At 65.1% G+C, this 25,551-nt stretch carries 32 protein-coding genes; 19 read left to right on the top strand and 13 right to left on the bottom strand.

Annotated elements, in window-relative coordinates; translation table 11 throughout:
* Nucleotides 1-99 precede the first annotated feature (99 nt).
* Together recA and LL253_RS05480 are read left to right on the top strand one after the other, a co-directional pair.
* Nucleotides 100-1,173: a recombinase RecA gene (recA, locus tag LL253_RS05485; protein WP_037543685.1), complete on the top strand. Its 1,074-nt coding sequence runs from the start codon at nt 100-102 to the stop codon at nt 1,171-1,173.
* A gap of 759 nt (nt 1,174-1,932) precedes the next feature.
* Nucleotides 1,933-2,724 (top strand): transglutaminase-like domain-containing protein, encoded by a 792-nt coding sequence (locus LL253_RS05480; RefSeq protein ID WP_009823233.1) that lies wholly within the window; start codon nt 1,933-1,935, stop codon nt 2,722-2,724.
* A gap of 9 nt (nt 2,725-2,733) precedes the next feature.
* On the opposite strand, the gene LL253_RS05475 is transcribed toward LL253_RS05480, so the two are convergent.
* Nucleotides 2,734-3,891 carry an FAD-dependent oxidoreductase gene (locus LL253_RS05475; RefSeq protein ID WP_228226476.1) on the bottom strand — a complete coding sequence of 386 codons (1,158 nt, stop codon included), beginning with the start codon at nt 3,889-3,891 and terminating at the stop codon, nt 2,734-2,736.
* A gap of 132 nt (nt 3,892-4,023) precedes the next feature.
* Here LL253_RS05475 and LL253_RS05470 point away from each other — a divergent pair, with 132 nt between their 5' ends.
* From LL253_RS05470 to LL253_RS05450, 5 genes are all read left to right on the top strand, one after another.
* Complete coding sequence (locus tag LL253_RS05470; protein WP_228226475.1) at nt 4,024-5,271, top strand: putative DNA modification/repair radical SAM protein; 1,248 nt, start codon at nt 4,024-4,026, stop codon at nt 5,269-5,271.
* A gap of 306 nt (nt 5,272-5,577) precedes the next feature.
* On the top strand, nt 5,578-5,925 hold the full coding sequence (locus tag LL253_RS05465) for a hypothetical protein (RefSeq protein WP_228221376.1): 348 nt from the start codon (nt 5,578-5,580) through the stop codon (nt 5,923-5,925).
* A gap of 58 nt (nt 5,926-5,983) precedes the next feature.
* Nucleotides 5,984-6,448 carry a hemerythrin domain-containing protein gene (locus tag LL253_RS05460; RefSeq protein WP_228226474.1) on the top strand — a complete coding sequence of 155 codons (465 nt, stop codon included), beginning with the start codon at nt 5,984-5,986 and terminating at the stop codon, nt 6,446-6,448.
* A gap of 36 nt (nt 6,449-6,484) precedes the next feature.
* Nucleotides 6,485-7,921 (top strand): UdgX family uracil-DNA binding protein, encoded by a 1,437-nt coding sequence (locus LL253_RS05455; RefSeq protein WP_228226473.1) that lies wholly within the window; start codon nt 6,485-6,487, stop codon nt 7,919-7,921.
* 126 nt (nt 7,922-8,047) lie between these two features.
* On the top strand, nt 8,048-8,347 hold the full coding sequence (locus LL253_RS05450; RefSeq protein ID WP_228226472.1) for a putative quinol monooxygenase: 300 nt from the start codon (nt 8,048-8,050) through the stop codon (nt 8,345-8,347).
* A 108-nt stretch (nt 8,348-8,455) separates the two neighbouring features.
* Here the strand turns inward: LL253_RS05450 and pspF are convergent, their stop codons facing one another.
* Nucleotides 8,456-9,487, bottom strand: a complete 1,032-nt coding sequence (pspF, locus tag LL253_RS05445) for a phage shock protein operon transcriptional activator (protein ID WP_228226471.1) — start codon at nt 9,485-9,487, stop codon at nt 8,456-8,458.
* Between the two features lie 186 nt (nt 9,488-9,673).
* Here pspF and LL253_RS05440 point away from each other — a divergent pair, with 186 nt between their 5' ends.
* The 10 genes from LL253_RS05440 (at nt 9,674) to LL253_RS05395 (ending at nt 13,491) form a co-directional block, all read left to right on the top strand.
* Nucleotides 9,674-9,844, top strand: coding sequence for a hypothetical protein (locus LL253_RS05440; RefSeq protein WP_169534108.1), 171 nt, complete (start codon nt 9,674-9,676; stop codon nt 9,842-9,844).
* Nucleotides 9,845-9,887: 43 nt separating this feature from the next.
* Nucleotides 9,888-10,556 carry a phage shock protein PspA gene (gene pspA, locus LL253_RS05435; RefSeq protein ID WP_009823243.1) on the top strand — a complete coding sequence of 223 codons (669 nt, stop codon included), beginning with the start codon at nt 9,888-9,890 and terminating at the stop codon, nt 10,554-10,556.
* A 4-nt stretch (nt 10,557-10,560) separates the two neighbouring features.
* Nucleotides 10,561-10,827: an envelope stress response membrane protein PspB gene (gene pspB, locus LL253_RS05430; RefSeq protein WP_009823244.1), complete on the top strand. Its 267-nt coding sequence runs from the start codon at nt 10,561-10,563 to the stop codon at nt 10,825-10,827.
* Between the two features lies 1 nt (nt 10,828).
* Nucleotides 10,829-11,203, top strand: a complete 375-nt coding sequence (gene pspC / locus LL253_RS05425; protein ID WP_009823245.1) for an envelope stress response membrane protein PspC — start codon at nt 10,829-10,831, stop codon at nt 11,201-11,203.
* A gap of 30 nt (nt 11,204-11,233) precedes the next feature.
* Nucleotides 11,234-11,524, top strand: coding sequence for a hypothetical protein (locus LL253_RS05420; protein ID WP_009823246.1), 291 nt, complete (start codon nt 11,234-11,236; stop codon nt 11,522-11,524).
* Between the two features lie 30 nt (nt 11,525-11,554).
* Complete coding sequence (locus LL253_RS05415) at nt 11,555-11,899, top strand: hypothetical protein (protein ID WP_228221381.1); 345 nt, start codon at nt 11,555-11,557, stop codon at nt 11,897-11,899.
* A gap of 38 nt (nt 11,900-11,937) precedes the next feature.
* Nucleotides 11,938-12,189, top strand: a complete 252-nt coding sequence (locus tag LL253_RS05410; RefSeq protein ID WP_009823248.1) for a hypothetical protein — start codon at nt 11,938-11,940, stop codon at nt 12,187-12,189.
* 24 nt (nt 12,190-12,213) lie between these two features.
* Nucleotides 12,214-12,447 (top strand): hypothetical protein, encoded by a 234-nt coding sequence (locus LL253_RS05405; RefSeq protein WP_228221383.1) that lies wholly within the window; start codon nt 12,214-12,216, stop codon nt 12,445-12,447.
* Between the two features lie 40 nt (nt 12,448-12,487).
* Nucleotides 12,488-12,931, top strand: a complete 444-nt coding sequence (locus tag LL253_RS05400; RefSeq protein ID WP_009823250.1) for a SufE family protein — start codon at nt 12,488-12,490, stop codon at nt 12,929-12,931.
* A gap of 68 nt (nt 12,932-12,999) precedes the next feature.
* Entirely contained in the window at nt 13,000-13,491 is a 492-nt protein-coding gene (locus LL253_RS05395) for a hypothetical protein (RefSeq protein WP_228226470.1), read from the top strand.
* On the opposite strand, the gene LL253_RS05390 is transcribed toward LL253_RS05395, so the two are convergent.
* From LL253_RS05390 to LL253_RS05370, 5 genes are all read right to left on the bottom strand, one after another.
* Nucleotides 13,460-13,981, bottom strand: a complete 522-nt coding sequence (locus tag LL253_RS05390; protein WP_228226469.1) for a sterol desaturase family protein — start codon at nt 13,979-13,981, stop codon at nt 13,460-13,462. The two genes, LL253_RS05395 and LL253_RS05390, sit on opposite strands and share 32 nt — an antisense overlap.
* Before the next feature lie 55 nt (nt 13,982-14,036).
* Entirely contained in the window at nt 14,037-15,296 is a 1,260-nt protein-coding gene (locus LL253_RS05385; protein ID WP_228226468.1) for a mechanosensitive ion channel family protein, read from the bottom strand.
* The gene (gene metC, locus LL253_RS05380; RefSeq protein WP_228226467.1) at nt 15,290-16,510 is read right to left on the bottom strand and encodes a cystathionine beta-lyase; all 1,221 of its coding nucleotides are present in this window, start codon (nt 16,508-16,510) and stop codon (nt 15,290-15,292) included. Before metC ends, LL253_RS05385 begins: the two co-directional genes overlap by 7 nt.
* On the bottom strand, nt 16,507-17,352 hold the full coding sequence (gene sseA / locus LL253_RS05375; RefSeq protein ID WP_228226466.1) for a 3-mercaptopyruvate sulfurtransferase: 846 nt from the start codon (nt 17,350-17,352) through the stop codon (nt 16,507-16,509). Before sseA ends, metC begins: the two co-directional genes overlap by 4 nt.
* Nucleotides 17,353-17,423: 71 nt before the next feature.
* Nucleotides 17,424-18,710 (bottom strand): hypothetical protein, encoded by a 1,287-nt coding sequence (locus LL253_RS05370; protein ID WP_228226465.1) that lies wholly within the window; start codon nt 18,708-18,710, stop codon nt 17,424-17,426.
* A gap of 88 nt (nt 18,711-18,798) precedes the next feature.
* Here LL253_RS05370 and queF point away from each other — a divergent pair, with 88 nt between their 5' ends.
* Together queF and LL253_RS05360 are read left to right on the top strand one after the other, a co-directional pair.
* Nucleotides 18,799-19,260 carry a preQ(1) synthase gene (gene queF, locus LL253_RS05365; protein ID WP_228226464.1) on the top strand — a complete coding sequence of 154 codons (462 nt, stop codon included), beginning with the start codon at nt 18,799-18,801 and terminating at the stop codon, nt 19,258-19,260.
* Nucleotides 19,261-19,425: 165 nt separating this feature from the next.
* Nucleotides 19,426-22,077 carry a M1 family metallopeptidase gene (locus LL253_RS05360; protein ID WP_228226463.1) on the top strand — a complete coding sequence of 884 codons (2,652 nt, stop codon included), beginning with the start codon at nt 19,426-19,428 and terminating at the stop codon, nt 22,075-22,077.
* A gap of 58 nt (nt 22,078-22,135) precedes the next feature.
* Here LL253_RS05360 and LL253_RS05355 read toward each other — a convergent pair whose 3' ends face one another.
* From LL253_RS05355 to LL253_RS05330, 6 genes are all read right to left on the bottom strand, one after another.
* Nucleotides 22,136-22,753, bottom strand: a complete 618-nt coding sequence (locus LL253_RS05355; RefSeq protein ID WP_009823258.1) for a MarC family protein — start codon at nt 22,751-22,753, stop codon at nt 22,136-22,138.
* The gene (locus LL253_RS05350; protein ID WP_228221395.1) at nt 22,750-23,394 is read right to left on the bottom strand and encodes a YybH family protein; all 645 of its coding nucleotides are present in this window, start codon (nt 23,392-23,394) and stop codon (nt 22,750-22,752) included. The genes LL253_RS05355 and LL253_RS05350 overlap by 4 nt, the downstream gene beginning before the upstream one ends.
* A complete protein-coding gene (gene folD, locus LL253_RS05345) occupies nt 23,391-24,287 on the bottom strand; it encodes a bifunctional methylenetetrahydrofolate dehydrogenase/methenyltetrahydrofolate cyclohydrolase FolD (protein ID WP_228226462.1) in 897 nt (298 codons plus the stop codon). The genes LL253_RS05350 and folD overlap by 4 nt, the downstream gene beginning before the upstream one ends.
* Nucleotides 24,284-24,607, bottom strand: a complete 324-nt coding sequence (locus LL253_RS05340; protein WP_228226461.1) for a DUF167 domain-containing protein — start codon at nt 24,605-24,607, stop codon at nt 24,284-24,286. Before LL253_RS05340 ends, folD begins: the two co-directional genes overlap by 4 nt.
* Nucleotides 24,604-24,894, bottom strand: a complete 291-nt coding sequence (locus LL253_RS05335) for a YggT family protein (RefSeq protein WP_009823262.1) — start codon at nt 24,892-24,894, stop codon at nt 24,604-24,606. The genes LL253_RS05340 and LL253_RS05335 overlap by 4 nt, the downstream gene beginning before the upstream one ends.
* A 97-nt stretch (nt 24,895-24,991) precedes the next feature.
* Complete coding sequence (locus tag LL253_RS05330; protein ID WP_228226460.1) at nt 24,992-25,474, bottom strand: hypothetical protein; 483 nt, start codon at nt 25,472-25,474, stop codon at nt 24,992-24,994.
* Nucleotides 25,475-25,551 lie beyond the last annotated feature (77 nt).

Below are 25,551 nucleotides of genomic sequence, written 5' to 3'. Positions count from 1 at the left end.
GAAAATTCCGTTCCCCCCTTGTTCCATGAGAACAAATGGGATACATCATCGTCCAGCGCCGGCAGATTCGGCGTGATCCGCTTGACAGGGGATGGGCCGATGACCGCAATGCTGCAACTTATCGATTCCAAGAAGACGGGGAATATGGACAGACAAAAAGCATTGGATGCCGCGCTCGCCCAGATCGACCGCGCTTTTGGCAAGGGCTCGGCGATGAAGCTGGGGTCGCGCGAAAAGATCGAGATCGAATCCATTTCGACCGGATCGCTGGGGCTCGATATCGCGCTGGGCATTGGCGGCCTGCCCAAGGGCCGCATCATCGAGATTTACGGGCCGGAAAGCTCGGGCAAGACGACGCTGACGCTGCATGCCATCGCCGAAGCGCAGAAGGCGGGCGGAACGGCCGCGTTCGTCGATGCGGAACATGCGCTGGATCCGGCCTATGCCAAGAAGCTGGGCGTCGATATCGACGAACTGATCGTGTCGCAGCCCGATACGGGCGAACAGGCGCTGGAAATCGTCGACACGCTGGTGCGGTCGAACGCGATCGACATATTGGTGATCGATTCGGTCGCCGCGCTGGTGCCGCGCGCGGAGATTGAGGGCGAGATGGGCGACAGCCATGTCGGTTTGCAGGCGCGGCTGATGAGCCAGGCGCTGCGCAAGCTGACCGGCTCCATTTCCCGCTCCAAATGCATGGTGATCTTCATCAACCAGGTGCGCATGAAGATTGGCGTGATGTACGGCAATCCGGAAACCACGACCGGCGGCAATGCGCTCAAATTCTACGCCTCGGTCCGACTCGACATCCGCCGTACCGGCCAGATCAAGGATCGCGACGATATTGTCGGCAATGCGACCCGCGTGAAGGTGGTCAAGAATAAGGTCGCCCCGCCGTTCAAGCAGGTCGAATTCGACATCATGTATGGCGAGGGCATTTCCAAGATCGGCGAACTGCTCGACATTGGCGTGAAGGCCGGGCTGGTGGAGAAATCCGGTGCCTGGTTCTCCTATGACTCGATCCGCATTGGTCAGGGTCGTGAAAATGCCAAGACCTATCTGAAAGAGCATCCCGAACTGGCCGATCGGCTGGAAAAGGCGATCCGCGGCAAGACCGAGGAAGTGGCCGACGGGATGATGACCGGACCCGATGCGGAGGATGATGGCGAATAAGCCGGACAGGCGCGCTGGCCGGATCAACCGGGGCGCCGTTCGAACATGACTCGCCCGCCTGGCGCATCACGCACCGAAAAGGCCCGCCGCGCCCCCCGCGCTGCGGGCCTTTTACCGTTGGCAATCGCCGGATCGGGCCGCCGCATTTCGCCCGGTGGCCTTTCCCGCCACGATGGCGATTGCGTCCGCAAAATTCCTGCTTTGGCCCCAGTCGAGTGGCGCGCTGGTGGGTGCAAGCCACGCAAATCGCTCGAACGTGTCGACCACTGCGCTACGGGCAGCGGCAGCGGCGGTTGTGACCTCGGGAGGCTATGTGCGTGGGCCAGCCCGCACGGCGTTAAACGGAGTGAACAGGATAGCGGGCTCGTCGTCAGGGATCGATGCGCCGGTGGCGGAAAGATGGCTCATGCGGTCGGCTTCGGTCGTTGCGACAAGGACGTGGGCCACCGGCGCAATGTCACGAGGATTAGTCCCGCCAATCTGACAAGAGAATGAGTGGGAATGCGTCATTAAGCGCGCACCAATTCTGCTGACACCACGGCCGCTGTCCATATCGTCCGACGCATCCCCAGCCTTTCAACCCTGCCGTCACGCTGGCGCCGCCCGCCCCGCTCGGGCCGCAGGCGAACGGCTCCAAGATGCCTGAGGTCGCTCCCTCCCGATCGCCTTGATCGATGGCGCTTGCGTCGGGCCTGCAGGACAGCGAAGCTGCGCGGCACGGGCCGATTCGCGCCCGCTCTCCAAATCTGGACCATCCCCATGCGTATCGCGATCGAAGCGATTCTCGACTATGACTTCGCCTGCCCCACCGATGTGCTGTTAGCGGTCGAAGCCGCGGCGGTGCCCGACCAGCGCGTGCTCACACAATCCCATATCATCAACAATGCAGGCCCGCTGACCAACAAGGTCGGCGGCAGCGGCATCGGCCGGCGGACCTGGACCCGCACCGGCACGGGACGCATGGTCAGCACCTATCGCGCGACCATGGCAATCGACCGCGCTCCGATCGAGATTCGTCACCTGCCCCGCAGCCCGCTGCCCAGCCTGCCCGAAGACGTGCTGCCCTTCATCTGGCCGAGCCGTTATTGCGAGGCCGATCGCTTCGGCAGTTTTGTCGGCGGCCATTTTCCCGATCTGGACGGCGGGGCGCTGGTACAGGCGCTGGTCGATTGGGTGCGCGACAATGTCGCCTATGTGTCAGGCAGTTCGACCGTCACGACAACGGCCGCCGACACCTTCGTCGCGCAGCAGGGCGTGTGCCGCGACTTCGCGCATCTGACGGCCGCGTTGATCCGGTCGCGCGACATTCCCGCGCGGCTGGTGTCGGTCTATGCGCTCGATCTCGACCCGCCCGATTTCCACGCGGTGGTGGAGGTCTGGCTGGACGGGGCCTGGCACCTTATCGATGCGACCGGGCTGGCGCCGGTTGAGACGATGGCGCGCATCGCCGTGGGCCGGGATGCGACCGACATCGCCTTCATGACCATCTTCGGTGGCGGGCAGATGAACGCCCAGTCGATCCGCGTCAGCCGCCTGCCCGACGAGGACTGAGCGGCGGGGTCAGGCCCACCAGGTCGCCACCTCCTCCACCGCCGCGCGCGCCGCGGCGGGATCGGGCGTTTCGTTGGCGTCGCCATAGCCGAACCAGTCATCCTCGCCGACCGGCTGGACGACGATGCCGTCGCGCCGCGCGAGCAGCGCGATGCCGTGATAATAGATGCCGAAGGTCGCGCCCGGCTGCGGGATCAGCCAGGCAATCTGGCCGCGCACCGGCACAATGCTCTCATCGCGCCACAGCGCCCGTGCGCCATAGCCGGTGCAATTGATGATCACCTTTTCGCGAAGTGCGGCAAGGTCGCCGGGCGCGTGGAAGACGCGCGATTCGATCCGCCCGCCCGCGATCAGGAAATCGCTGGTCAATTGATGGGCGAGATCAGCGACGTTGAAGGTGAGCGAGGAATTGCGGCGGACGCGGTCGGCGCGAAAGGGATGCGCGCCGCGCGGCAGTTCCACCGAGCGCGGCGTGATGTCGCGCAGCCGCCCTTCCAGACGGAGAAAATCGTGAGAGCGTGGGGGCGCGGGCGCGACTGGCGCGATGGTCGATGTGGCGGCTGGCGGATCGGACAGGATGTAGCGGTCGGTCCATTCGACCGGATCGCCCGGCAGGCCGAGAAAACTCTGATAACGAGCGAAGGAGGTGCGCGCCATCGTCTCCCACCGGTCGGCAAACCCGGCATCGACCGCGCCCGCCATCGCGATGCGGCTGTCGGGCGACCAGGTGCCGGTGGCGCGGGCGGAGCGGACATCGGGAAACTGCTCCTTGGCGTAGATGGTGACGCGCGCGCCGGCGCGCTGCGCCGTCAAGGCTGCGGCAAGGCCAAGCGCGCCCGCGCCGATGACGGCGATGTCGCGCACGCCATCAGCCATGGCGAGCGGAACCGCCAGCTGCGCCGATCCCCAGCTCAACGACCAGCCGCTGCCGCCATGGCCATAATTGTGGACGACGCGCTTGCGCCCGACCTGCTCCACTTCGATGCGCGGGCCGGCGGCGCGAAAGGGGCGCAGGCAGACGGTGGTGCGGAAGATGCGGTCCACGCTGGCGCGGATCGGTTCGACCCCGGCCAAGGCGTTGAAGGGCGACACCGCCCCCGCCCGCGCGGCCATCAGCGACAGCGCGCCGCCACCCATGCCCGCGCGCAGAAAATGCCGTCTGTCCATGATCATCCCTTCATGCTGCGCCACCGCCAACAACGAAGCAGGCGGCCAAATCCCGCCGACTGTTCGCCACAAAATGATCCGACACAACCCAGATCATGGACAAGCGTCAAATGCGAACATAGAAGGAACATCATGGCGCAGATGTCCACCCGGCAGAAACTCGAAATATTGGCGGACGCCGCCAAATATGATGCGTCCTGCGCATCGTCCGGGACGGCAAAGCGCGATTCACGCGGCGGCAAGGGGATCGGATCGACCGAGGGCATGGGCATTTGCCATGCTTATGCGCCCGATGGCCGATGCATATCGCTGCTCAAGATCCTGCTGACCAACAGCTGCATTTTCGATTGCCATTATTGCATCAATCGCCGGTCGAGCGATGTGCGGCGCGCGCGGTTTACCGCCAGGGAAGTGGTAGACCTGACGCTCAATTTCTATCGCCGTAATTATATCGAGGGTCTGTTCCTCTCGTCGGGCATTATTCGGTCGTCGGACTATACGATGGAGCAGATGGTCGAAGTGGCGCGGTCGCTGCGCGAGGATCATGATTTTCGCGGCTATATCCATTTGAAGACCATTCCCGACGCCGACCCAGATTTGCTGCGGCAGGCGGGGCTGCATGCCGACCGGCTGTCAATCAATGTCGAATTGCCGACGGAAGGGGGCCTCAAGCGGCTGGCGCCGGAGAAGGACAGCGCGCGGATCGAAGGGGCGATGCGGCATTTGCGCACCGAAATGGAAGACAAGGGCGAGGCGCGGCGGAAATATCGCCACGCGCCCCGCTTCGCGCCGGCGGGCCAATCGACGCAAATGATCGTGGGAGCGGATGCGGCAGACGACCGCGCCATCATCACGCGGGCGAGCAGCCTTTACGACCGGCATCGGCTGCGCCGGGTCTATTACAGCGCCTTTTCCCCCATCCCTTCGCCCAGCGCGGTCCTGCCGCTCAAGCGACCGCCATTGCTGCGCGAACATCGGCTATACCAGTCGGACTGGATGATGCGTTTCTATGGCTATGACGCGCAGGAGATCGCGGCAGCGACCGATGCGGCGACCGGCTGCCTGCCGCTCGACATCGATCCCAAGCTCGCCTGGGCGCTCAACCATCGCGCCCATTTCCCGGTCGACGTCAACCGCGCCCCGCGCGAGGCGCTGCTGCGCGTGCCGGGACTGGGGGTGAAAGCGGTGGATCGCATCCTTGCCAGCCGGCGGCACCGACGCTTGCGGCTGGAGGATGTCGCGCGGCTGACCGTCTCCATCACCAAATTGCGGCCTTTCCTGGTGGCGGCGGACTGGCGGCCGATGACGCTGACCGACAGCGTCGATCTGCGCGCGAGGCTGGCCCCGCCCGCCAAGCAACTGGATCTGTTTGCGGCGTAAGGGCAGGGACGAATTTGGATGGTCTGCAAACGACCAGAAGCGGACATTCCCATGAACCGTTCGCCCTGATAGGGACTGAGCTTGCCGAAGGCCCGTATCGAAGGGCCGGCGCGTGTCATCGGTCCTTCGATACGCCATTTCGACAAGCTCAATGGCTACTCAGGACGAACGGTAGTTGTGCCTGCCATCCACCCAACCCAGCCATCCGACGAACGTCAATTTATCCCTGCCGCGTGGCAATTTCGGGTTGATTGACAGCGCCCTGTACGAAATACTGCTGACAAGGTCGGACAAGGAGATCGGGTCGTGGCGACGACATTGGGCCATCGGGCGGAGCGTAAGGGCTTCGCCAAGCGGATCAGCAGCCATCTGGCGGCGGCGCTCGTGGTCTTTTGCCTGGCGCAGATTTTCATTGTCGCGAAAATGGGCGGATCGCTCGCGCTGCACCTGGGTATCATCGTCGCGATCGGCGGCTATGCGGTGGCGGCGCGCGGGTTGGAGCGCCGCTGGCAGATGCTGGACGCAAGCGGCTTGTCGCATAGCGGGCTTGCCTTGCGCTTTCGCCGCGATCTGGTGCAGCTCTGGGGCGCCTGCGTGATCGGCGCGTTGCTGTGGATTCCCGTCGCCATCATCTTTCGGTTCCTGTTCGGCTGAAAGTCGGAGCCAATCCGCGCGCGCGTCGTTCTCCCCCTCGACAAGAGGAGAAGCGACCATGGCCGACGCCACCATATTCCACCGCCTGAAACAGGATCATGATAGCCACCGCCAGTTGTTCAAAAAGATGGACGATGCGCAGGGCGATGATGATCGGCTGAAAAAGCTGTTCGACCAGTTCAGGGTCGAAGTGACCGCCCATGCCGCGGCGGAGGAAGAAACGCTTTACGCCACCATGCTCGCTCGCCCCGACCTGCGCGAGGATGCCCAGCATAGCGTGTCCGAGCATAAGGAAATCGACGATTATCTGGAAGAGATGGAAGAGCAGGACTTCAACGGCAAGGAATGGCGCGAGACGTTCGCGCAGCTGAAGAAGCGTTACCTGCATCATATCGACGAGGAAGAGGAAGAGATGTTCCCCGACGCGGCCAAGGACCTGACCGCCGAAGAGGAAAAGACACTGGGCGCCAAGTTCGCCGAGCGCAAGCCTGCCGAACTGGAACGCGCCAAGGCCGAGGACTGACCCCTGCCCCGCCCCGCCGGCCATCAGGGCGTATCCATGCACCGCGTAGTGCTGGATGCGCCCGATGATTTCGAAGGCTGGCGCGATGCCGCGCGGCGGCTGGCGATTGCAGGAGTCGAACCGGATCATGTGACCTGGCAGATAAGGGGCGAGAGCGGCGACCTGTTCGGCGACGCGCCTTTGCCCCCTGCGCCGGACCGGGCGGCCTTTTCCGTACCGCGCGCGTTCGTCGCCCTGGCCGAGACGGTGGTGTTGCATAGCGACGCGGAGCGCTTCGCCTTGCTCTATCAGCTTTTGACACGGCTGCGCGATCAGCCGGGTCTGATGGAGGACAAGGCCGATCCGTTGCTTCGGCGGATCGACATGCTGGCCAAGGCGGTGCGGCGTGATATCCACAAGATGCGCGCCTTCGTCCGGTTTCGGGAAGTGGAAGAGGACGGCGCGGCGCGCTTCGTCGCCTGGTTCGAACCGGACCATCATATCGTGCGCGCCAATGCAGGTTTTTTCGTGCGCCGCTTCGCCACGATGCGCTGGTCGATCCTGACGCCGGACATCAGCATTCACTGGGAAGGTGAGACGCTGCGCGAAGGACCGGGCGCGACACGCGCCGACGCGCCGGAGGGCGACCCGGTCGAGGCGCTGTGGAAGGGCTATTATGCCGCAATCTTCAATCCGGCGCGGCTCAAGACCGGGGCCATGCTGTCGGAAATGCCCAAGAAATATTGGCGCAACCTGCCAGAGGCGGCGCTCATCCCCGACCTGGTTGCGGGTGCGCAGGCGCGCGAGGCGGCGATGATCGCGAGCGCGCCGCGTGCGCCGGCGCAACCGGGTGGCGGTGGGGAGGGCGGCGGCAAGGCGGGCGCGGGCAGCAACAGCAAGGCGGCATGGGCGGCGGTGCGCGAGGAGGCGATGGGCTGCACCCGCTGTCCGCTGCATCAGGGAGCAACGCAGACCGTGTTTGGCGAAGGACCGCTCGACGCGCCGCTGATGTTCATCGGCGAGCAGCCGGGCGATCAGGAGGATCAGGCCGGCCGCCCCTTTGTGGGGCCGGCGGGTCAGTTGCTGGATCAGGCGTTGATCGAGGCGGGCGTGGACCGGGCGCGCGCCTATGTCACCAACGCGGTCAAGCATTTCAAGTTCGAAGCGCGCGGCAAGCGGCGCATCCACCAGACCCCCGATGCGGGCGAGGTGCAGGCGTGCCGATGGTGGCTGACTCAGGAACTCGACATCGTGCGGCCGCGCCTGATCGTGGCACTGGGGGCGACGGCGGCGCGGGCGATGCTGGGCAAGGCCGTGACGATCAGCCGCACGCGCGGCTCCTCGATCGCGCTGGACAATGGCGCGGAAGGATGGGTGACGGTGCACCCCAGCTATTTGCTGCGCATCCCCGACGAAGCGAAGAAGGCGGAAGAACGCGCGCGGTTCGTCGAGGATTTGCGAGTGATCGGGGAGCGGGTGAAGGCGCTGGCATAAACTTGCGTTTGCCAATCATCGTGCTGCGCGCAAAATGCCTTATTCTCAGCCAACGAAGGTTTCAGCTGGCTGCTTGCGATAGAAATGAGGATTCCTCTGGTCCTTTACGCAGCCTATGCTGCAGTCATGCTGCTGATTATCGGAACGATTCGACTGCCGCCCGAGAATAGGGCGGCGGCCCGCCCTGCCATGAAGCGGATGGCTGAAATCAGCCGAGGCGAAGCGGGCTGCATGGACTATGTTTACGCCGAAGATGTGTTCGAGCCTGGCCTCATTCACGTCAAGGAGATGTGGGCCGACCAGCTCGCCCTCGACCGTCACTTCAACGCTGCCCATCTCCATGAATGGCGATCTACATGGGCGAGCCTTGGCATCGGAGAGCGCCACTTGCAGGTTTATGAAGTCGGCGCACCGCGATCTACATGACCGACCTTCGGCTTTTGCATGAAATAGGGCATGCCGGAGTTCGATGCTGAATGTAGCTGGCCATTCATGGGTAGGTACGCCCCCCATCCAACCTGTTAATGTCCCCGCTCACCCGGCGCTCAAATCATGTTTTTTCATGCAGTGGCGCAGCTGATCGTAGGTGAGGCCAAGGCCCTTGGCGGTAGCGCGCTGGTTGTAGCGATAGCGTTCGAGCGCGGCGCGGACGATGGCGGCTTCATAGGTGTCGACCGCGGCCTTGAGGTCGCTGATGCCGTCACAGGGCGAGGATAAGGATGCGGGCGCGGCTGGCGGGAGGGAGGGGGCTTCTTCGCGCGTTTCAGGGCGCGGCATCATCGCGCGCGGTTTCCAGGGAGAGGCGAAGGGATCGAAGGTGATACGGCTGATCGGCCGGGCGGGATCGTCCCAGCGATAGACCGCGCGTTCCACCACGTTGCGCAGTTCACGCACATTGCCGGGCCAGCCATGCCCTTCCAGTTCGGCGGCGCAGGCAGCGGTGAAGCCGGGCCATTGCGGCCAGTTGATTTCTGCGGCCATACGGCGGCCGAAATGATCGGCAAGCACCGCGACATCGCCTTCGCGCGCGCGCAGCGGCGGCAGGGTGATGACCTCGAAACTCAGCCGGTCGAGCAGGTCGGGGCGAAAACGGCCGGCATCGGCGGCGGCGGGCAGGTCTTCATTGGTGGCGGCGACGATGCGGACATCGACCCGAACGGGTTTCGATGCCCCGATGCGCGTGACCTCCCCATACTCCACCACACGAAGCAGCCTTTCCTGCGCCGCCATCGACAATGTTCCGAGTTCATCGAGGAAGAGCGTGCCGCCATCGGCTTCCTCGAACCGGCCGGGGCGCGCGCGGTTGGCGCCGGTGAAGGCGCCCTGTTCATGGCCGAACAGCTCCGCCTCGATCAAGGTTTCGGGCAACGCCGCGCAATTCATGGTGATGAGCGGTTCGCCCCAGCGTGGGGAGAGGTGATGCAGGCGTTCGGCGATCAGTTCCTTGCCGGTGCCGCGTTCACCGATGACCAGCACCGGGCGATTGAGCTCGGCAGCGCGCCCGGCCTGCTCCACCGCATCGAGAAAGGCGAAGCTCTGGCCGATAAATTGCGTATTTTTCTCCATGCGCCAACTTATGGTGAAATTTCCCACCCCTTGGCAAGAGGGATACCGCCGGCACTAGATTAAAACGCCCCGAAGGCGCGCAATTCTGCCACTTTTCGAAAATTGGCACGCCCCCTGCAAAGCTATCGGCAATCCGCAGCAAGATGCGGAAATCATATGAAGGCCAAGGTTCAGGGAGCAAGAAACATGGAAAAGACCACCAATATGCGCGAAATCGGCCAGCTGATGTCAGTCGCCATCGCCGCCGTCCTGTTCGGATCCACGATGATCCTGTCGGCGGTCGGCCCGGCCCGCGCCAGCGAAGCGCCGATCCTCGCGTCGAGCGACATGCCCGCCCCCGCCCGTTATCTGGCGTAAGGGCAAGGGCCAAACCACAAGAACACGCACCAGGAGCCAAGACATGGGTATTTTTTCCCGCACCCGAGACATCATCGCCGCCAATGTCACCGACTTGCTCGACAAGGCGGAAGACCCGGCGAAGATGATCCGCATGATCATCCTTGAGATGGAAGAGACGCTGGTCGAGGTGCGCGCGTCCGCCGCCCGCACGATCGCCGACCAGAAGGAAATGCGCCGGCACATCGCCAAGCTGACCGCGTTGCAGGACAGCTGGACCGAGAAGGCGCAGCTTGCCCTGTCGAAGGACCGCGAGGACCTGGCCAAGGCGGCATTGGTCGAGCGGCAGAAAGCGGCCGACATGGCCGAGCATCTGGCGCACGAGATCGAGACGCTGGACGAGGCGCTGAAGGCTTCGGAAGAGGATATCGCCAAGTTGCAGGGCAAGCTGCGCGAAGCCCGCGCCCGCCAGAACAGCCTGGTGAGCCGTATGGAAAGCGCACAGAACCGCCTGCGGGTGCGCGAAGCCTATGCCGGCGAGAAGGTCAACGACGCCTTTGCCCGTTTCGACATGCTGGAACGCCGCGTGGACATGGCCGAAGGCCGCGCCGACGCCATGGGCCTGGGCCAGCAGCCCAAGACGCTGGAGGAAGAGATTGCCGAGCTGAAGTCGGCCGACAAAGTCGATGCTGATCTCGCCGCTCTGAAGGCCAGCATGAACAAGGAAGGCTGACCCGATGGAAGAGGTGTTCCTGCCCATCATGATCTGCGGCATGCTGTTCATCGGCATGCCCTGGCTGATCTTCCACTATGTCACCAAGTGGAAGCAGGCCCCCAAGATCACCGACGAGGACGAGAAGCTGCTGGATGAACTCCACCTTCTCGCCCGCCGGCTGGAAGACAGGCTGCAGACGGTCGAACGGATCGTCGCCGCCGACAATCCCGATTTCCGCCCGCAACGTCCGGCACAGGACGACAGCTACACTTTCGACCGGAGGAACTGACATGAGCGCCCGCCGCACCAAATTCTATCTCGACAAGAAGAACGGGAAGTTCATGGGCGTGTGCTCCGGCATCGCCGACTATACCGGGATCGACGTGGTCTGGGTTCGCGTCGCGATGGTCCTGTCCTTCTTCATCGTGGGCTGGACCCTGCTGGGCTATTTCGTGATCGGCTTTGTCGCCGACACCAAGCCCAATGACCTCTACAGCGACCGGGACGACGAGAAATTCTGGCAAGGGGTGCGCGCCAATCCGGCCCGTTCCACCCGCGACGTCCGGTCCAAATTCCGCGACATCGACCGCCGGCTCGCCGACATCGAACTCTATTATACCAGCCGCAACACGCGCCTGGCTGACGAAATCGACAGTCTGCGCTGAGCCCCGCATCCTTAAGGGAGGAGAGAGCCAATGACTTTTGCCGGACCCAATTTCGTGATCGCCATCATCGCCCTGTCCATGGGCGCCTGGGTCATCACAACCTGGATGCGCGTCAAGCACGGCTATCCGGTTACGGATGATAACGGAAACACCGTTCATCGAACCGATCCCGACGCCGGTCGAAAAATCGACCTTCTGTCCAGCGAAAACGAAAAGCTGGTGGGCCGGATCAGCCGGCTGGAGGAACGCATCGCCGTGCTGGAGCGGATCGCCACCGATCCCGCCACCCGGACGGCCCGTGAAATCGACGCGCTGCGCTGAGCCGGTGTGAGCCAAGGGAAGTAAGGGACCATGGACAAGACCGATATGGTGGACGCCATCATCATGCCCAACCTGCCGTGGATCATCGGCGCCGGGCTGTTCATCGCGATCATCGCGATTGGCGGCTGGATTTTCACCACGTGGTTGCGCGTGCGCCACGGCTATCCGCTGGACGGCGCATGGGGCCAGGCCGTCTACCCGCAGAAGAATGAGGAAATGGTCGAGCGCATCAAATTGCTGAGCCAGGAAAATGCCCAGCTGCGCGCCGAGATCGGATCGATGAAGGACCGGCTGGCAGTGGTGGAGCGCATCGTCACTGATGAAAGCCACCAGTTGACCCGCGACATCGAAAGGCTGCGCGGCCCCGCCAACTGAGATGCGGTGGCACGAGGCGCCAACAGGGAGAAAGAGACATGAATCCGTTTGAAATGGTCGTCGCCATCATCGCCATCGTGATGATCGCGCAGGTGGTGAAGGCCCGGATGGGCGTGGTGAACCGCCACAAGGGCGAGGATTTCATCCATCGCGGCCCCGATCCGGAAGCCGACCGGCTGCGCGCCGAAGTGAAGGCGCTCAAGGACCGGGTGGCCGTGCTGGAACGGCTCGCCACCGATGATTCGACCGCGCTGGAGCGGGAATTCGACAAATTGCGCAGCCGCGACTGAGCGCGGTGCGACAGGGAGGCCAAGATGCACGACCCCTATATTTATCTGACGCTGGCGACGACGGCCCTGGCGGGCATCGCTATCCTGACCACAGCGGCGCTGCGCGGCTGGAATGGCTGGCTGGACCTCAAGCGCGCGGAACTGGGCCGGCAGGGCGAAGACGCCGCGCCGCCATCGGCCGCCGCCCGGATCGAGGTAGCGGACCTTAAGGAACGTATTCGTAAGCTGGAAGCAATCGCGGCGGGAGTCGATCTGTAACGGGGTTCCCGCGCCCGCTTTTGCGCCTATATGGGCGGCCATGACCGATATGCCCGCTGCCCCCCCGGCACTTGCCGACATTCAGGACGAATATGAATTTCTCGACGCGGACGATCGCTATCGGCTGCTGATCGACCTGGGGCGCGCGCTGGAGCCGATGCCCGACGCGCTCAAGACCGATGCGACGCTGGTGCGGGGCTGTTCGGCCGCCGTGTGGGTCTATCCCACCGTGCTGGACGGCGATTCGGAAACGGGAGGCCGGCTCCATTTCCTGGCGGACAGCAATGCGGCCATCACCAAGGGGATCATCGCACTGGTGCTGCTGACGGTGCAGGACAGTGCCCCGGCGCAGATTGCGCGCACCGATATCGAAGCCGCGCTGGCGCCCTTCGACCTCAAGAACCAGCTGAGTTCAAACCGCACGCAGGGCATTCCCAACATGATCGCCCTGATCCGGGAAACGGCGGCGCGTTACGCGGGGTAAGACGGGCAGCATGAAACCGGCCTGACGGCCTGCGCGTTCCTGCCTTTCGTCAAAAGGAGGACGTTGCCATGCGTCATGTCATCATAATGGCCGGCATTGCGCTCATCAGCGCCTGTTCGGCAGGGGAAAAGGCGAAGACACCGACCCAGCGCGAGCAGATCGGCCAGAGCTGGAAATATGAAGAGGCCGAGGGAACGAAGCTGGCCTATGTCGGCAGCGCGAACAGCGTCGCCACCATGACCGCACCCGACACATTTTCGGTTTTGCTGGTCCAGCCGATGAGCAATGGGGAAAAGACGGTGCGCGTGAAGCTGGTCGGCGCGCCTTTCCGGTGCGACCTGTCCGATTGCGCGGTAACGGCGCGCGCGGATGGCGGGGAGCCGATGGAGTGGAAGGGTCGGATGACCACCACCGACGACGGGATCGAATTGCCGCCATCGCAAAAGGCCTATGAGGCGATCAAGGCCGCCAGGACCATCGACGTCGACCTGATCACCGGGACCAAGGATGAAACCACCCGGTTCCGGTTCAACGTGGCAGGACTGGACCTGCCGGGCTGACGGGCTTTCGCACCCCGGCCCGCGAACGGCGGGCCAGTTCCTGCTTGAGTGCAGCGGGATGGGACGCGACGAGAAAGCCAAAGCTGACCGTGCCGTCCTTCGTCTCCACCGCGTGGTGCAGGCGATGCGCCTGCACGATCCGCTTCATATAGCGCGACCGGGCGACATAGCGGTTGCGTACGCGCTGATGCACGATGATGTCGTGGAAGCCGAGATAGATAGCGCCATAGGCCGCAATGCCCGCCCCGACCGCCGTTGCCCAGCTGCCCCAATTCCACTGAACGCCGCCCAGCAGCAGCAGGATGGAAGGCAAGGCGAAGATCACGAAATACAGATCATTGGCTTCCCAGTTGCCAGTGCGGGGCCGGTGATGGCTGGCATGCAGGAACCAGCCCGGCCCATGCATCACCCAGCGGTGCATGACATAGGCAAAACCCTCCATCGCAGCGACGGTAGCGACGAAGATGAGCAGAAGCAGCAGTGGCGACATGATGCCTTTATAGGCATGGCCGGCGCACTATGCGACCCCGTAAAGCAACGGATGGTCAGTCGTCCGCCGGTGGCTTTGCCATGTGCACCACGCGCTGGGGGAAGGGGATGGTGACGCCGTGATCGCGGAACAGGTGCCACAGCCGGCCGAGCACATCGGATTTGACATTGCCGACGCCGGCTTCGGGATCGGCGATCCAGGCGAGGATTTCATGATCGACGCTGTTGTCGCCATAGCCGGTCAGCCAGACATTGGGCTTGGGATCCTTGAGCACGCGCGGGCTTTCCAGCGCGGCCTGCATCATCAGCTTTTGTGCGAGGTCGAGATCGCTGTCATAGGCGATGCCGACGGGAATATGGATGCGCACATTGCGGTCGGAATAGGACCAGTTTTCAACCTCCTGCGTCATCAGATTTTCGTTGGGGATCAGATGTTCCTTGCCGTCGCGGGTGATGACGCTGACGGCGCGCACGCCGATTTTGTTCACCCAGCCGAAGCTGTCGCCCACGACGATGACGTCGCCCGGCTTGATCGACCGGTCGAGCAGCAGGATGATGCCTGCGATCAAATTGCCGACCGTCTTTTGCAGGCCGAAGCCGACCGCCAGGCCCAGCGCGCCGGAGAAAACGGCGAAAGCGGTGAGGTCGATTCCGAGCACGTCGATGCCGAAGAAGAAGGCGGCGGCGATGATGGCGATGCCCGCCAGTTTTTCGGCCAGCAATTTCTGGGTCGCGTCCAGTCCGCGCGAGCGGGATATGCTGCGCGCCAATACGCGATTGGCAAGGCGCACGGCACCGAACAGGCCGACGCCAATCGCCGCGACCGAGGTGACGTCAAGCAGCGAGATCCGGCTCTTCCCCAGTTGCAGGCCCACGCTGTCCATCATCTGCGCCAGCGGGGTGATGCCCCCCGTGCTGCCCGACAGCAGCATGACGAAGATCAGGATCGAGAGCGGTACCGTCGCCCAGAGCGGGATCGACACGCCGCGCAGCAGATGATTGGCGACCATCGCCAGCGCCCAGCCCATGACGCAGGCCAGGACGATATTGGCGGTCGTGCCGGTCGGCCAGACTGCCGTGGCGATCCCGACGAGCAGCGTCGCCAGCCCGTGGCGGACGAGCGGACGCACATGCGGCGTGAAAGTGGGGCCAAGATGCGCGCAATGTGGCTCGATGCGCCGCGCGATCATTCGCGCCACCGCGGCGCACAGGATATAGAGGCCGATCGCGACGCCAAGTGCGATGCCGGCTTCGATCCAGTCCGTGCTGCGCTCCAGCCGCGCCAGCAATTCGGGCGGGACAAGCCGCATCAGCATGCCGCCCTGAAGCGCGCGAGGCCGGCGTCGAGATCGGCGATGAGGTCGGCGGGGTCCTCCAGCCCGATATGCAGCCGCACCGCCGGCCCAGCCGCCTGCCAACGGGTGGCGCTGCGGTAGCGGGCGGGATCGACGGGCAGCGCCAGGCTTTCAAAGCCGCCCCAGCTATAGCCGATGCCGAAATGGGCCAGCCCGTCGATAAGGGCGGCGCGCGCGGCGTCATCCCCGCCATCGAGGATGAAGGTGAAGAGGCCGGTCGACCCGGAAAAATCGCGCGACCAATGGGCATGGCCGGGGCAGTCGGGAAGGGCGGGATGCAGGACGCGCGCGACGCCCGGCTGATCCTTCAGCCAGCGCGCCACGGCCAATGCGCCATCGCGGTGCTGCGCCAGCCGGACGCCCAGCGTGCGCAGCCCGCGCGCCGCCAGCCAAGCGTCGTCGGGACTGACCATCTGGCCGAAGAGATAGGCGGTCTGGCGAATCTTGCCGAACCAGTCGGCGTTGGCGGTGACGCTACCCATCATGACGTCGCTGTGGCCGACGATATATTTGGTGCAGGCGAGGATGGCGATGTCGACGCCATGAGCCATGGCCGGGAAATAGAGCGGCGTCGCCCAGGTATTGTCCATGAGCGTGACGACGCCATGCGCCCGCGCCCAGGCGGTGATGGCCGGCACATCCTGCACCTCGAAAGTGAGGCTTCCGGGGCTTTCCAGGAAGATGGCGCGGATCGGCCCGCTGGCGAGATGCGCGTCAAGGCCAGGTGCCAGCGGATCGTAATAGACGGTTTCGATGCCGTGCTGGCTGAGCATCTGGGTGCAGAAGGACCGGGTCGGATCGTAGGCGCTGTCGACCATAAGCAGCCGATCGCCAGGTTTCAGCACAGCCATCAGCGCGCAGGCGATCGCCGCTACGCCCGACGGGAATAGCATCGTCCCCGCCGCCCCCGGCTCCATTTCGGTGAGCGCGTCGGCCAGGCTCCAGGCGGTCGGCGTCCCCTTGCGCCCGTAGAAGAGCCGTTCATGCGTGCTGCTGGCGGCGGCTTGGCGCAGATGCGCGACATCGTCATAAAGGATGGTGGAGGCGCGCCAGACCGGCGGGCTGACGATGCCGCCGGGCTGGCCGGGCATACCGGTCCATTCCGGCTTGCGGCCCGCCTGCACCAGCTGCGTCAGGGGCTTGCGCCCGTCCTTTCCCTTGTCCTTGCCGCTCATGCCGGGCCGGCCGCCTTGGGCGTGGCGGGATCGAAGCCCCATTCCGACCAGCTGCCATCATACAGGCTAACGTCGTGCTTGCCGAGCGATTCAAGGCCCGCGAGCAGGATGGCCGCAGTGACGCCGCTGCCGCAGCTGGTGATGATAGGACGATCGAAATCGGTGCCGGCATCCGCAAACGCCTGCCGCAGATCGTCGCCCTGCTTCATGCAGTTGTCGGGCAGGAACAGCGCGGAGGATGGGAGGTTGCGGCTGCCGGGGATATGGCCAGACGCCATGCCGGGGCGCGGCTCCGCCTCTTCCCCGGTGAAGCGGCCTGCGCCGCGCGCGTCGATCACCTGCGCCCGCCCGCTCTCCAGATTGGCGCGCAGATCGGCCTTGGTGCGGACCTGTGTCCGATCGAGCCGGGCGACGGCGTTGCCGGGCGCGATCGTCGGCAGGCCGCTTTCCACCGGCCGCCCTTCCGCCCGCCATTTGGGCAGACCCCCGTCGAGGATCGCGGCCGACGCGCCCAGGCCATAGACGCGCATCATCCACCAACCGCGCGCGGCGCTGTGCGTCGGGCTGTTGTCATAGACGATGATCCGGCTGTTCGCGTTCACCCCCAGCGCCTGCATGCGCTGCGTCATCATCGCGTCGGGTGGCAGCATGCCCGGCGTCGGATCATCGGGATCGTTGAGGCTGGGAAGATCCATGAACGCTGCGCCCGGAATATGGGCTTCGGCATATTCGGCCTGCGGGTCGCGCGGCGTGCCGGGCAGGAACAGGCTGGCGTCCAGAATAACGAGATCGGGCTTGCCCAATTCGTCCGCCAGCCAGTCGGTGGACACGAAAATGGTCATGCGGCGCCTTTCCCGGAGAGTTTATAAGCCAATCCCGGTTTAGGGCGATGGAGCGGCCGTGGAAAGAGGCGTCAGGCCGGCGCCAGTTCGGCGGCGGCGCGCGCGGCGGGTCGGCGATATTGGCGCGGGCCCTGATCCAATCGCAGGGGCGCGAGCCGATCGGTCGGAGGTTCCTGTTCCTGGCCGACGATGAAGGCGCGCGCGGTCCGTCCCGACGGGAGATCGTCACCTTCCACCCCGCCCCAGCGATAGGCGGCGTCGAACGCGGCCAGCGGGATGAGCAGGCTACGCTGGCCCATCGCCACCGGGACGATCCGATCGGGGGTGAGGCGCAGTTCGCCCGTCAGCTGCCGCGTTTCGCCCGGCGCGATCGTCACCACGCTGTGCAGTGGCGTGCCTTCCTGCCCGGCGAGAAAGTCCTGCAACAAGGCCTGCTGCTGCGCGCCGGCATTGCCGATGACGCCGCGCACCAGCAGATCCTGCGCAGCCACTGTGCCGCGATTATGGAGGATGAGGACGTAGGCGACGGTCACGCCCATCAGCGAATAGCGCGCCTGGCTGACGACCAGGTCCATCGCAATCCAGGGACGGTCGGATGGCGGGGATACCGGTTCAGCGGGCGCTGGTGGCGCTGGAGCGGGCGGCGGGGTGGCAGGCCGCGGGCGCGCCGGCGGGGGCGCGTCGGCGACTGGTTCGGGCGCGGGAGCGAGAGGAGCGCGCGCTGCGTCGGACGATCGGCGACGGCGTTGCAGGAGGATGGCGCCAAGGAGGGCGAGCAGAGCTACGACGACGCCGATGATCCACGATAGCGCTGACGCCTCCTGCTGGGGGGCAGGCGCGGGCGGTGGTTCGCGGGCAACATCCGGCGTCGCGGCATTTTCCGCAGGCGCAGGAGGCGACGCTGGCGCTGGGGCGGGCGCAGCGTCGTTGGACGGGGTTGGCGTCGCCTGTGGTTCCGGCTCGACGGGTTCGGACGGCGGGGACGCGCGGGTCGAGGTGTCGCGCTCGGTCGATGGCGCTGTGCGAGGCGCTTGCGCTCGGGGCGGCGACGCCTGTTGCCGGGGCGTCGAGGGCACGGGCTGGACCGTGGCCCGCGGGGGCGTCACGGTTGGCGCGGTTACAGGTGGCGCGCTGACGGCCGGCGTCGTTGTGGAGGGAGCGGTTACGGGCGGATTGGCGCGCGGCGTTACCGGATCTCGATAGACGTCGAGTTCGGGACCCTGCCGATTGGGGTCGGGCGCGGGTCGGGACGGCGGCAGGGAAAATCCGCCGCTCGGCTGCTGCGTTTCCTGCGCGGCGAGCGGCGCGGCCATCAGCAATGGCGCGGCAATCCAGAACGAACGAATAAGAGACCCCATAGGCAAGCCAAGGCACAAGACGCACTGAACCGCAAGTGAACAATGCGCGGCGATGACATCAGCCGTGCGATCGCGTAGATGCGCGGTCATGACCAACCTTCCCACGACCCCGATTCATTTGGGCCAGGCCAGTGCCCTGCCCGCTTCGCCGCAGGACGCCGTCCTGGACTATGTGCCCAATCCCCGGCCCGGCCGCCCCTATCTGGTGCGCTTTACCGCGCCGGAGTTCACGTCGCTCTGCCCCGTGACCGGCCAGCCCGATTTCGCGCATCTGGTAATCGATTATGCGCCCGGCGACACGATCGTCGAATCCAAATCGCTCAAGCTGTTCCTGGGCGCGTTCCGCAACCATGCCGGTTTCCATGAGGATTGCACCGTGGGCATTGGCGAGCGGCTGTTCGCGGAGATGCGGCCGATCTGGCTGCGCATCGGCGGATATTGGTATCCGCGCGGCGGCATTCCCATCGACGTCTTCTGGCAGTCCGGCGAACCGCCTATGGGCATGTGGCTGCCGCCGCAGGACGTGCCGGGCTATCGCGGACGAGGCTGACCAATGCGCCCGCTTGTTTGACAAACGGGCAACAGACATCGACCAACGACAGGGATGCGCGGCGTGATCGCTTGACCGATGCGACGAAACGGTTGATCCCGCGTTCATTGGGCGAGAGATACAATCTCATGCCGCCCTTCAAGACGTGTCGGAGTCTGTCACCCCATGAGCTTTGCAAAAATCCTGCCGCTGCTGATCGCGGCTGCCCCCGTCGCCCTTGCCACGCCCGCGCTGGCGCAGAGCGCCGCCCCCACTGGCCCGGCGGCCGGCATCACCACGCAATTGCCGCATGGCGCGGTGCCCAGCCATTACACCATTGAGGTGACGCCCGACGCGGCCAACCTGCGCTTCACCGGCAACACCGTCATCGACGTGACCGTCACCCAGACCATGCCGCAGCTGGTGCTGAACGCCGCCGACCTGAGCTTTGGCGACGTGACGCTGACACCGTCGAGCGGCCGGGCGATCAAGGGCAAGGCGACGGTCGATGCGCAGGCGCAGACCGTCAGCCTGGATTTCGGCAAGCCGGTCGCGCCGGGCAATTACCGGCTGGCCATCGCCTATGCCGGCGTCATCAACCAACAGGCGAACGGCCTTTTCGCGCTCGACTATACCAATAATGACGGTCAGGCGAAGCGCGCGCTGTTCACCCAGTTCGAAGCGCCCGATGCGCGCCGTTTCGTGCCGAGCTGGGACGAGCCGAGCTACAAGGCGACATTCGACCTGAGCGCCGTCATCCCCACGGGCCTGATGGCGGTCGGCAACATGCCGGTCAAATCGACGGCGGACATGGGCGGTGGCAAGACCCGCGTGACATTTGGCACCAGTCCCAAAATGTCGACCTATCTGCTGTTCTTTGGCCTGGGCGAACTGGAACGCGCCACCAAGATGGCCGGCCAGACCGAAGTCGGCGTCATCACCGGCAAGGGCAATAGCGGCAAGGCGCAGCTGGCGCTCGACGCGTCGGCCAGCATCCTGCCCTATTTCAACGACTATTTCGGCGTGCCCTTCCCCCTGCCCAAGCTCGACAATGTGGCGGGACCGGGCCAGAGCCAGTTTTTCAGCGCGATGGAGAATTGGGGCGCGATCTTCACCTTCGAACGGGCGCTGCTGGTCGATCCGCGCTTCACGTCGGAAGCGACCAAGCGGCGCATCTACGAAACCGTCGCGCATGAAATGGCGCACCAGTGGTTCGGCGACCTCGTCACCATGGCATGGTGGGACGATCTGTGGCTGAATGAAGGCTTTGCCAGCTGGATGGCGACCAAGGTGACGGACAAGCTGCAACCCGACTGGGAAATGCTGCTGACCCGCGTCGACGGGCGCGAGGCGGCGATGAGCCTCGATTCGCTCGCCACCACCCATCCGGTCGTGCAGAAGGTCACCACCGTCGATCAGGTGAACCAGGCGTTCGACGCCATCACCTATCAGAAGGGTGAAGCGGTCATCACCATGCTGGAAGGCTATGCCGGCGAGGATGCGTGGAAGTCGGGCATTCAGGCCTATATGAAGGCCCACGCCTATGGCAACACCGTCACAGACGACCTATGGAAGGCGGTCGAGGGCGCGGGCGCGAAGGGGCTGGTGAGCATCGCCCATGACTTCACCAGCCAGCCGGGCATCCCGCTGGTGAAGGTGGACAGCGCCCAGTGCCGGGGCGGCCAGACCGTACTGTCGCTCAGCCAGGGTGAATTTAGCCGAGACCAGAAGAATAAAACGCCGCTCAGCTGGAACGTGCCGGTCAAGGCGCAGACGATCGGTGGCGAGGCGCAGCGCCTGATCCTGCAGGGCAAGGGACAGGTCACGCTGCCCGGATGCGGCGCCTATGTCGTCAATGCGGGCCAGACGGGCTATTATCGCTCGCTGTACCCGGAGGCCAATGTGAAGGCGCTGGCCAAGCACTTCACGAAGCTGGCCAGCATCGACCAGACCGGCCTGCTGGCCGACAATTTCGCGCTGGGCCTGGGCGGATATCAGCCGATCGGGCTGGCGCTCGATCTGGTCGACGCGGTGCCGGCGAGCGCCAGTCCCGCCGTGCTGGCCGAAGTGCCCGGCTATCTGGGCAGCGCCTATGACATGCTGGAGAGCGACAAGGCGGCGCAGGACCGGGTCGTCGCCTATAGTTCGCGCAAGCTGACGCCTGTCCTCAACGCGATCGGTTATGACGCCAAGGCGGGCGAGGGATCGCAGGTGCCGGTGCTGCGCTCCGCGCTGATATCGACGCTGGGCGACATGGGCGACAAGGCCGTGGTGGCCGAAGCCAATCGTCGCTTCGCCGCGCTGGACAGCGACCCGACCGCCCTGGACGGCCCGCTGCGCAATGTGTGGCTGGGCATCATCGCCAAAAACGCCGATCAGGCGACCTGGGACAAACTGCGCGCCATGGCCAAGGCGGCGAAGACCGACCTGGAAAAGAGCACGCTCTATGCGCTGCTGGGCGGTGCGCGCGACGAAAAGCTGGCCGCGCAGGCGCTGGACCTGGCGCTGACTGACGAGCCGGGCAAGACCACCAGCGCAGCGATCATCGGCCAGGTCGGCTATGCGCATCCGATGCAGGCGGTGGACTTCGTGCTGGCGCACCGGGCGCAATATGAGGCGCTGATCGACGTGTCGGCGCGCAGCCAGGCGCTCGCGCGGCTGGGTGGCGGTTCGGCCGACCCGGCGATGGCGACCAAGCTGGACGCCTATGCCACCCAATATCTGACGCCGGAATCGCGCAAGGTCGTTGACCGCGCCATCGCGTCGGTCAAGACGCGGGTCGAAACGCGGCAACGGTTGAAGGCCCCGCTCGCCAGCTGGTTTGCGGGCAAGCGGTAACAAGAAAAAGGGCGGCCCAGACGGGTCGCCCTTTTTCATTCAACGATCGAGCGCGGGGTCAGAAGCTGGCTTTCAGCCCATCGATCACGAATTGGGACGCCAGGGCCGCCAGAAGCACGCCCAGCAGCCGGGTGATGACCGCTTCGATCTTGTGCCCCAGCAGCGCCATCAGCGGCCCCGCGGCGATCAGTGCGCCAAGCATCAGGAGCAACGTCACGACGACCGCGCCCAGCACGACCATGCGTTCGATCAAGCCGTCGGTGCGCGACATCAGCAGCATCACCGTCGCAATCGACCCCGGCCCGGCGATCATCGGCATCGCCATGGGGAAGACGGAGACATCCTCCACCTCGGGCGTATCGGCGATCTTCTGCGCCCGATCCTCGCGCCGCTGGGTGCGCTTTTCGAACACCATGTCCATCGCGATGATGAAGAGCATGATGCCGCCGGCAATGCGGAAACTGTCGAGTTCGATGCCCAGCATGCCGAGCAGCTGTTTGCCCCACAAAGCAAAGACCAGCAGGATCGCGGCGGCGATGCCCACCGCGCGCACCGCCATGGCCCGGCGCTGCGCCGCGCTGGCGCCGTTGGTGATGCTGGCATAGATGGGCGCACAGCCGGGCGGGTCGATCACCACGAACAAGGTGACGAAGGCGGACAGGAACAGGGCGATCATGATCCGGCCTTTACGTTATCGTCGATGACGGTTTCATAGGCCGCGCCCGTCCACATGCGGACGGTGACGCGGCGGCTTTTGTCGGGGGCGACTTCAGCGGTCCAGAGCAGGCTGTCATCGGCAGGCGGCGCGTCCTTGCCGTCCTTAGCGGGCGGGCCGTCGGGCCGGGTGGCGCGCTTGCAGGTGGCGACCTTGCCCGACAGGATATCGGACGCTGGGCGCGGCGTGGCGAGCGTGTCGCCATGATCCAGGATCCACTGCCAGCGCCCCTTCTTGTCGCGCCGCCAGATGGTGGTGAAATAGCCGACCGATCCGTCCGGGCGCTTCCAGTTGCCGGTACTGGCCGCGAGCCGCCCGTCGCACGAGACATAGACGGTGGAGGGCGACCAATTGACCGATGCCGGCGGGTCCGCCTGTTTCTTGAGCCAGTCCTTCGCCAGCACTTTGTCGGGCACGAACATCACCGCATCGTCGGCGGCGGTTTCACGGAAGGCGGTCCATTGTCCCTTGTCCTGCGCCAGCCGGTTGAAGGCGATTTCGGCGGCGATCACAGAGCTGGGATCGGGCTGATAGCGCATTGGCGGGCGGGCCGCGACCAGGGCCGCAGCACCGATCGCCAGCAGGGCGAGCCGCGCGCTCACAGGCCGTCCGGCTTCGCCAGCCCGGCGCGAGCGTGGGCGGCGACCAGCGTGTTGCGCAGCAGGACCGCAATGGTCATCGGCCCGACACCGCCGGGAACGGGGGTGATCGCGCCGACATGGGCCAGCGCCTCGGCCGTGGCGACATCACCCACAATACGACTTTTTCCGGTATCCTCGTCATCGGGGACGCGGTTGATGCCCACGTCGATCACGGTCGCGCCGGGCTTGATCCATTCGCCCTTGATCATTTCCGGGCGACCCACTGCGGCGACAACGATGTCGGCGCGGTGGACGACGCTGGCCAGATCATGGGTGCGGCTGTGCGCGATGGTGACGGTCGCGTTTTCAGCGAGCAACAATTGCGCCATCGGCTTGCCGACGATATTCGACCGGCCGATCACCACCGCTTCCTTGCCGCTGAGGTCGCCCAGTTCATCCTTCAGGAGCATGATGCAGCCCATTGGCGTGCAGGGCACCAGCGCCTCCTGCCCGGTGGCGAGGCGGCCGGCGTTGACGACGTGGAAACCGTCGACATCCTTGGCCGGATCGATGGCGGCGATCACGGCGGCTTCGTCGATATGGTTGGGCAGCGGCAGCTGGACGAGGATGCCGTCGACCCGTTCGTCCTGGTTGAGTTCCTCGATCAGGTCGAGCAGATCGTCCTGGCCGATCGTGGCGGGCCGCTTGAACTCGAAACTGTCCATGCCGACCGCGACCGTCATCTTGCCCTTGGAGCGGACATAGACGCTGCTCGCCGGGTCTTCCCCCACCAGCACGACCGCCAGGCCCGGCTTACGTCCCGCCTGTTCCACGAAAACCGGGACCGCCTGCGCGATCCGTTCGCGCAGGCTGGCGGCGAACGCCTTGCCGTCGATGATCTTGCCGATGCTCATATCTGTTCCATCCACTGTTCGATGCAGGCCACCAGTCGGTCCTGCGCCCCGCCGCCGCCGATGATCCGCAGCCGCTTTAGCCGGTTGCTATCACCCGATTCCAGCATAATTGCGCTTTTCGGCCAATCCAGCGCCTGCGCCAGCAGGGCGATGAGCGCGGCGTTGGCGCGGCCCTTTTCCGGCACTGCGCGCACCCTTGCGGTAAGCCACGGCGCGGCCCTGTCATCACGCCAGACGCCACCGATCTCCTGCCGGGCCGATCCGGGCGTCAGGCGGATCGCCAGCAGCAGATCCGCGCCCGATCGGCTCCAGGCCGTCACACGAAGCCGAAGAGCGGCGGCAATATGGCCTGGCGGATGATCAGGATGGCGAGCAGCACCACCATCGGCGACAGGTCGAGCGCGCCCAAGTCCGGCATCACCCGGCGAATGGGGTTGTAGATGGGCGCGGTCATCCGGTCGAGCGCGACCATGACGGTGCGCACGAAGTCATTGCCCATGTTGACGACGTTGAAGGCGATCAGCCAGCTCATGATCGCCTGAATGATGATGATCCACCACAGCACGTCGAGCAGGATGACGATGATCTGATAAAGCGCGTAGGCCACAAGGGTCTCCGTAAAAGCGTTGCCCCCGGCTCTAGCCGAGGCGCAGGGGCCGGGACAAGCCATGTGCTGGCTCTTTTGGCGAAGGGCAGGCCCGCGCCTATCCCGCGATCAGCCGGACATAGGCGCTGGCGACCCAGCCGCTGGCGCACGGCCCTTCATAGGCCTGTTTGCGGTCCACCGGCGAGGACACGCCGCAATCGACGGCCGGGGTGCCGTCACCGTCCGCCGGAGCCGGGCGCACGACGACGCCCAGCCATTTCTGGTCGATGCTGCGCGTGCAGACATGCAGCCGCGCGCCCTCCTCCAGGGTTGCGACGCTTTTGGCTTCGGCAAAAGGCGCGGCGCGCAAGGCAAGACCATTGCCGCCCGCGCGCGTCACCTGCCCCATCACCCCGCAAGCGTCGAGGCGCGGGCCATCCTCGCCGATCGTCACCAGCCGCGCCAGCGTGGATTCGATCCGGCTGTCGGGCACCACCTCCCGCGGCGCGCCCGCGAGCGAACTGTTGGGCAATTCCTCATAGACGTCGTTGCTTTGCGAGCAGGCGGCGAGGACCAGCATCAGGGCAGGGACAATGCGCATGGAAAGCGTGATAGACCGGGCGGGACGCGGGGGAAAGACGCCATGTTTCGCTTTAGTTTCATAGGCGCATTCCCTAT

The organism is Sphingobium soli (assembly GCF_020782245.1).
GTDB classification, from domain to species: Bacteria; Pseudomonadota; Alphaproteobacteria; order Sphingomonadales; family Sphingomonadaceae; genus Sphingobium; species Sphingobium soli.
The sequence above is the reverse complement of the archived record's forward strand: the minus strand, read 5'-3'. Positions and strand labels throughout refer to the sequence as shown.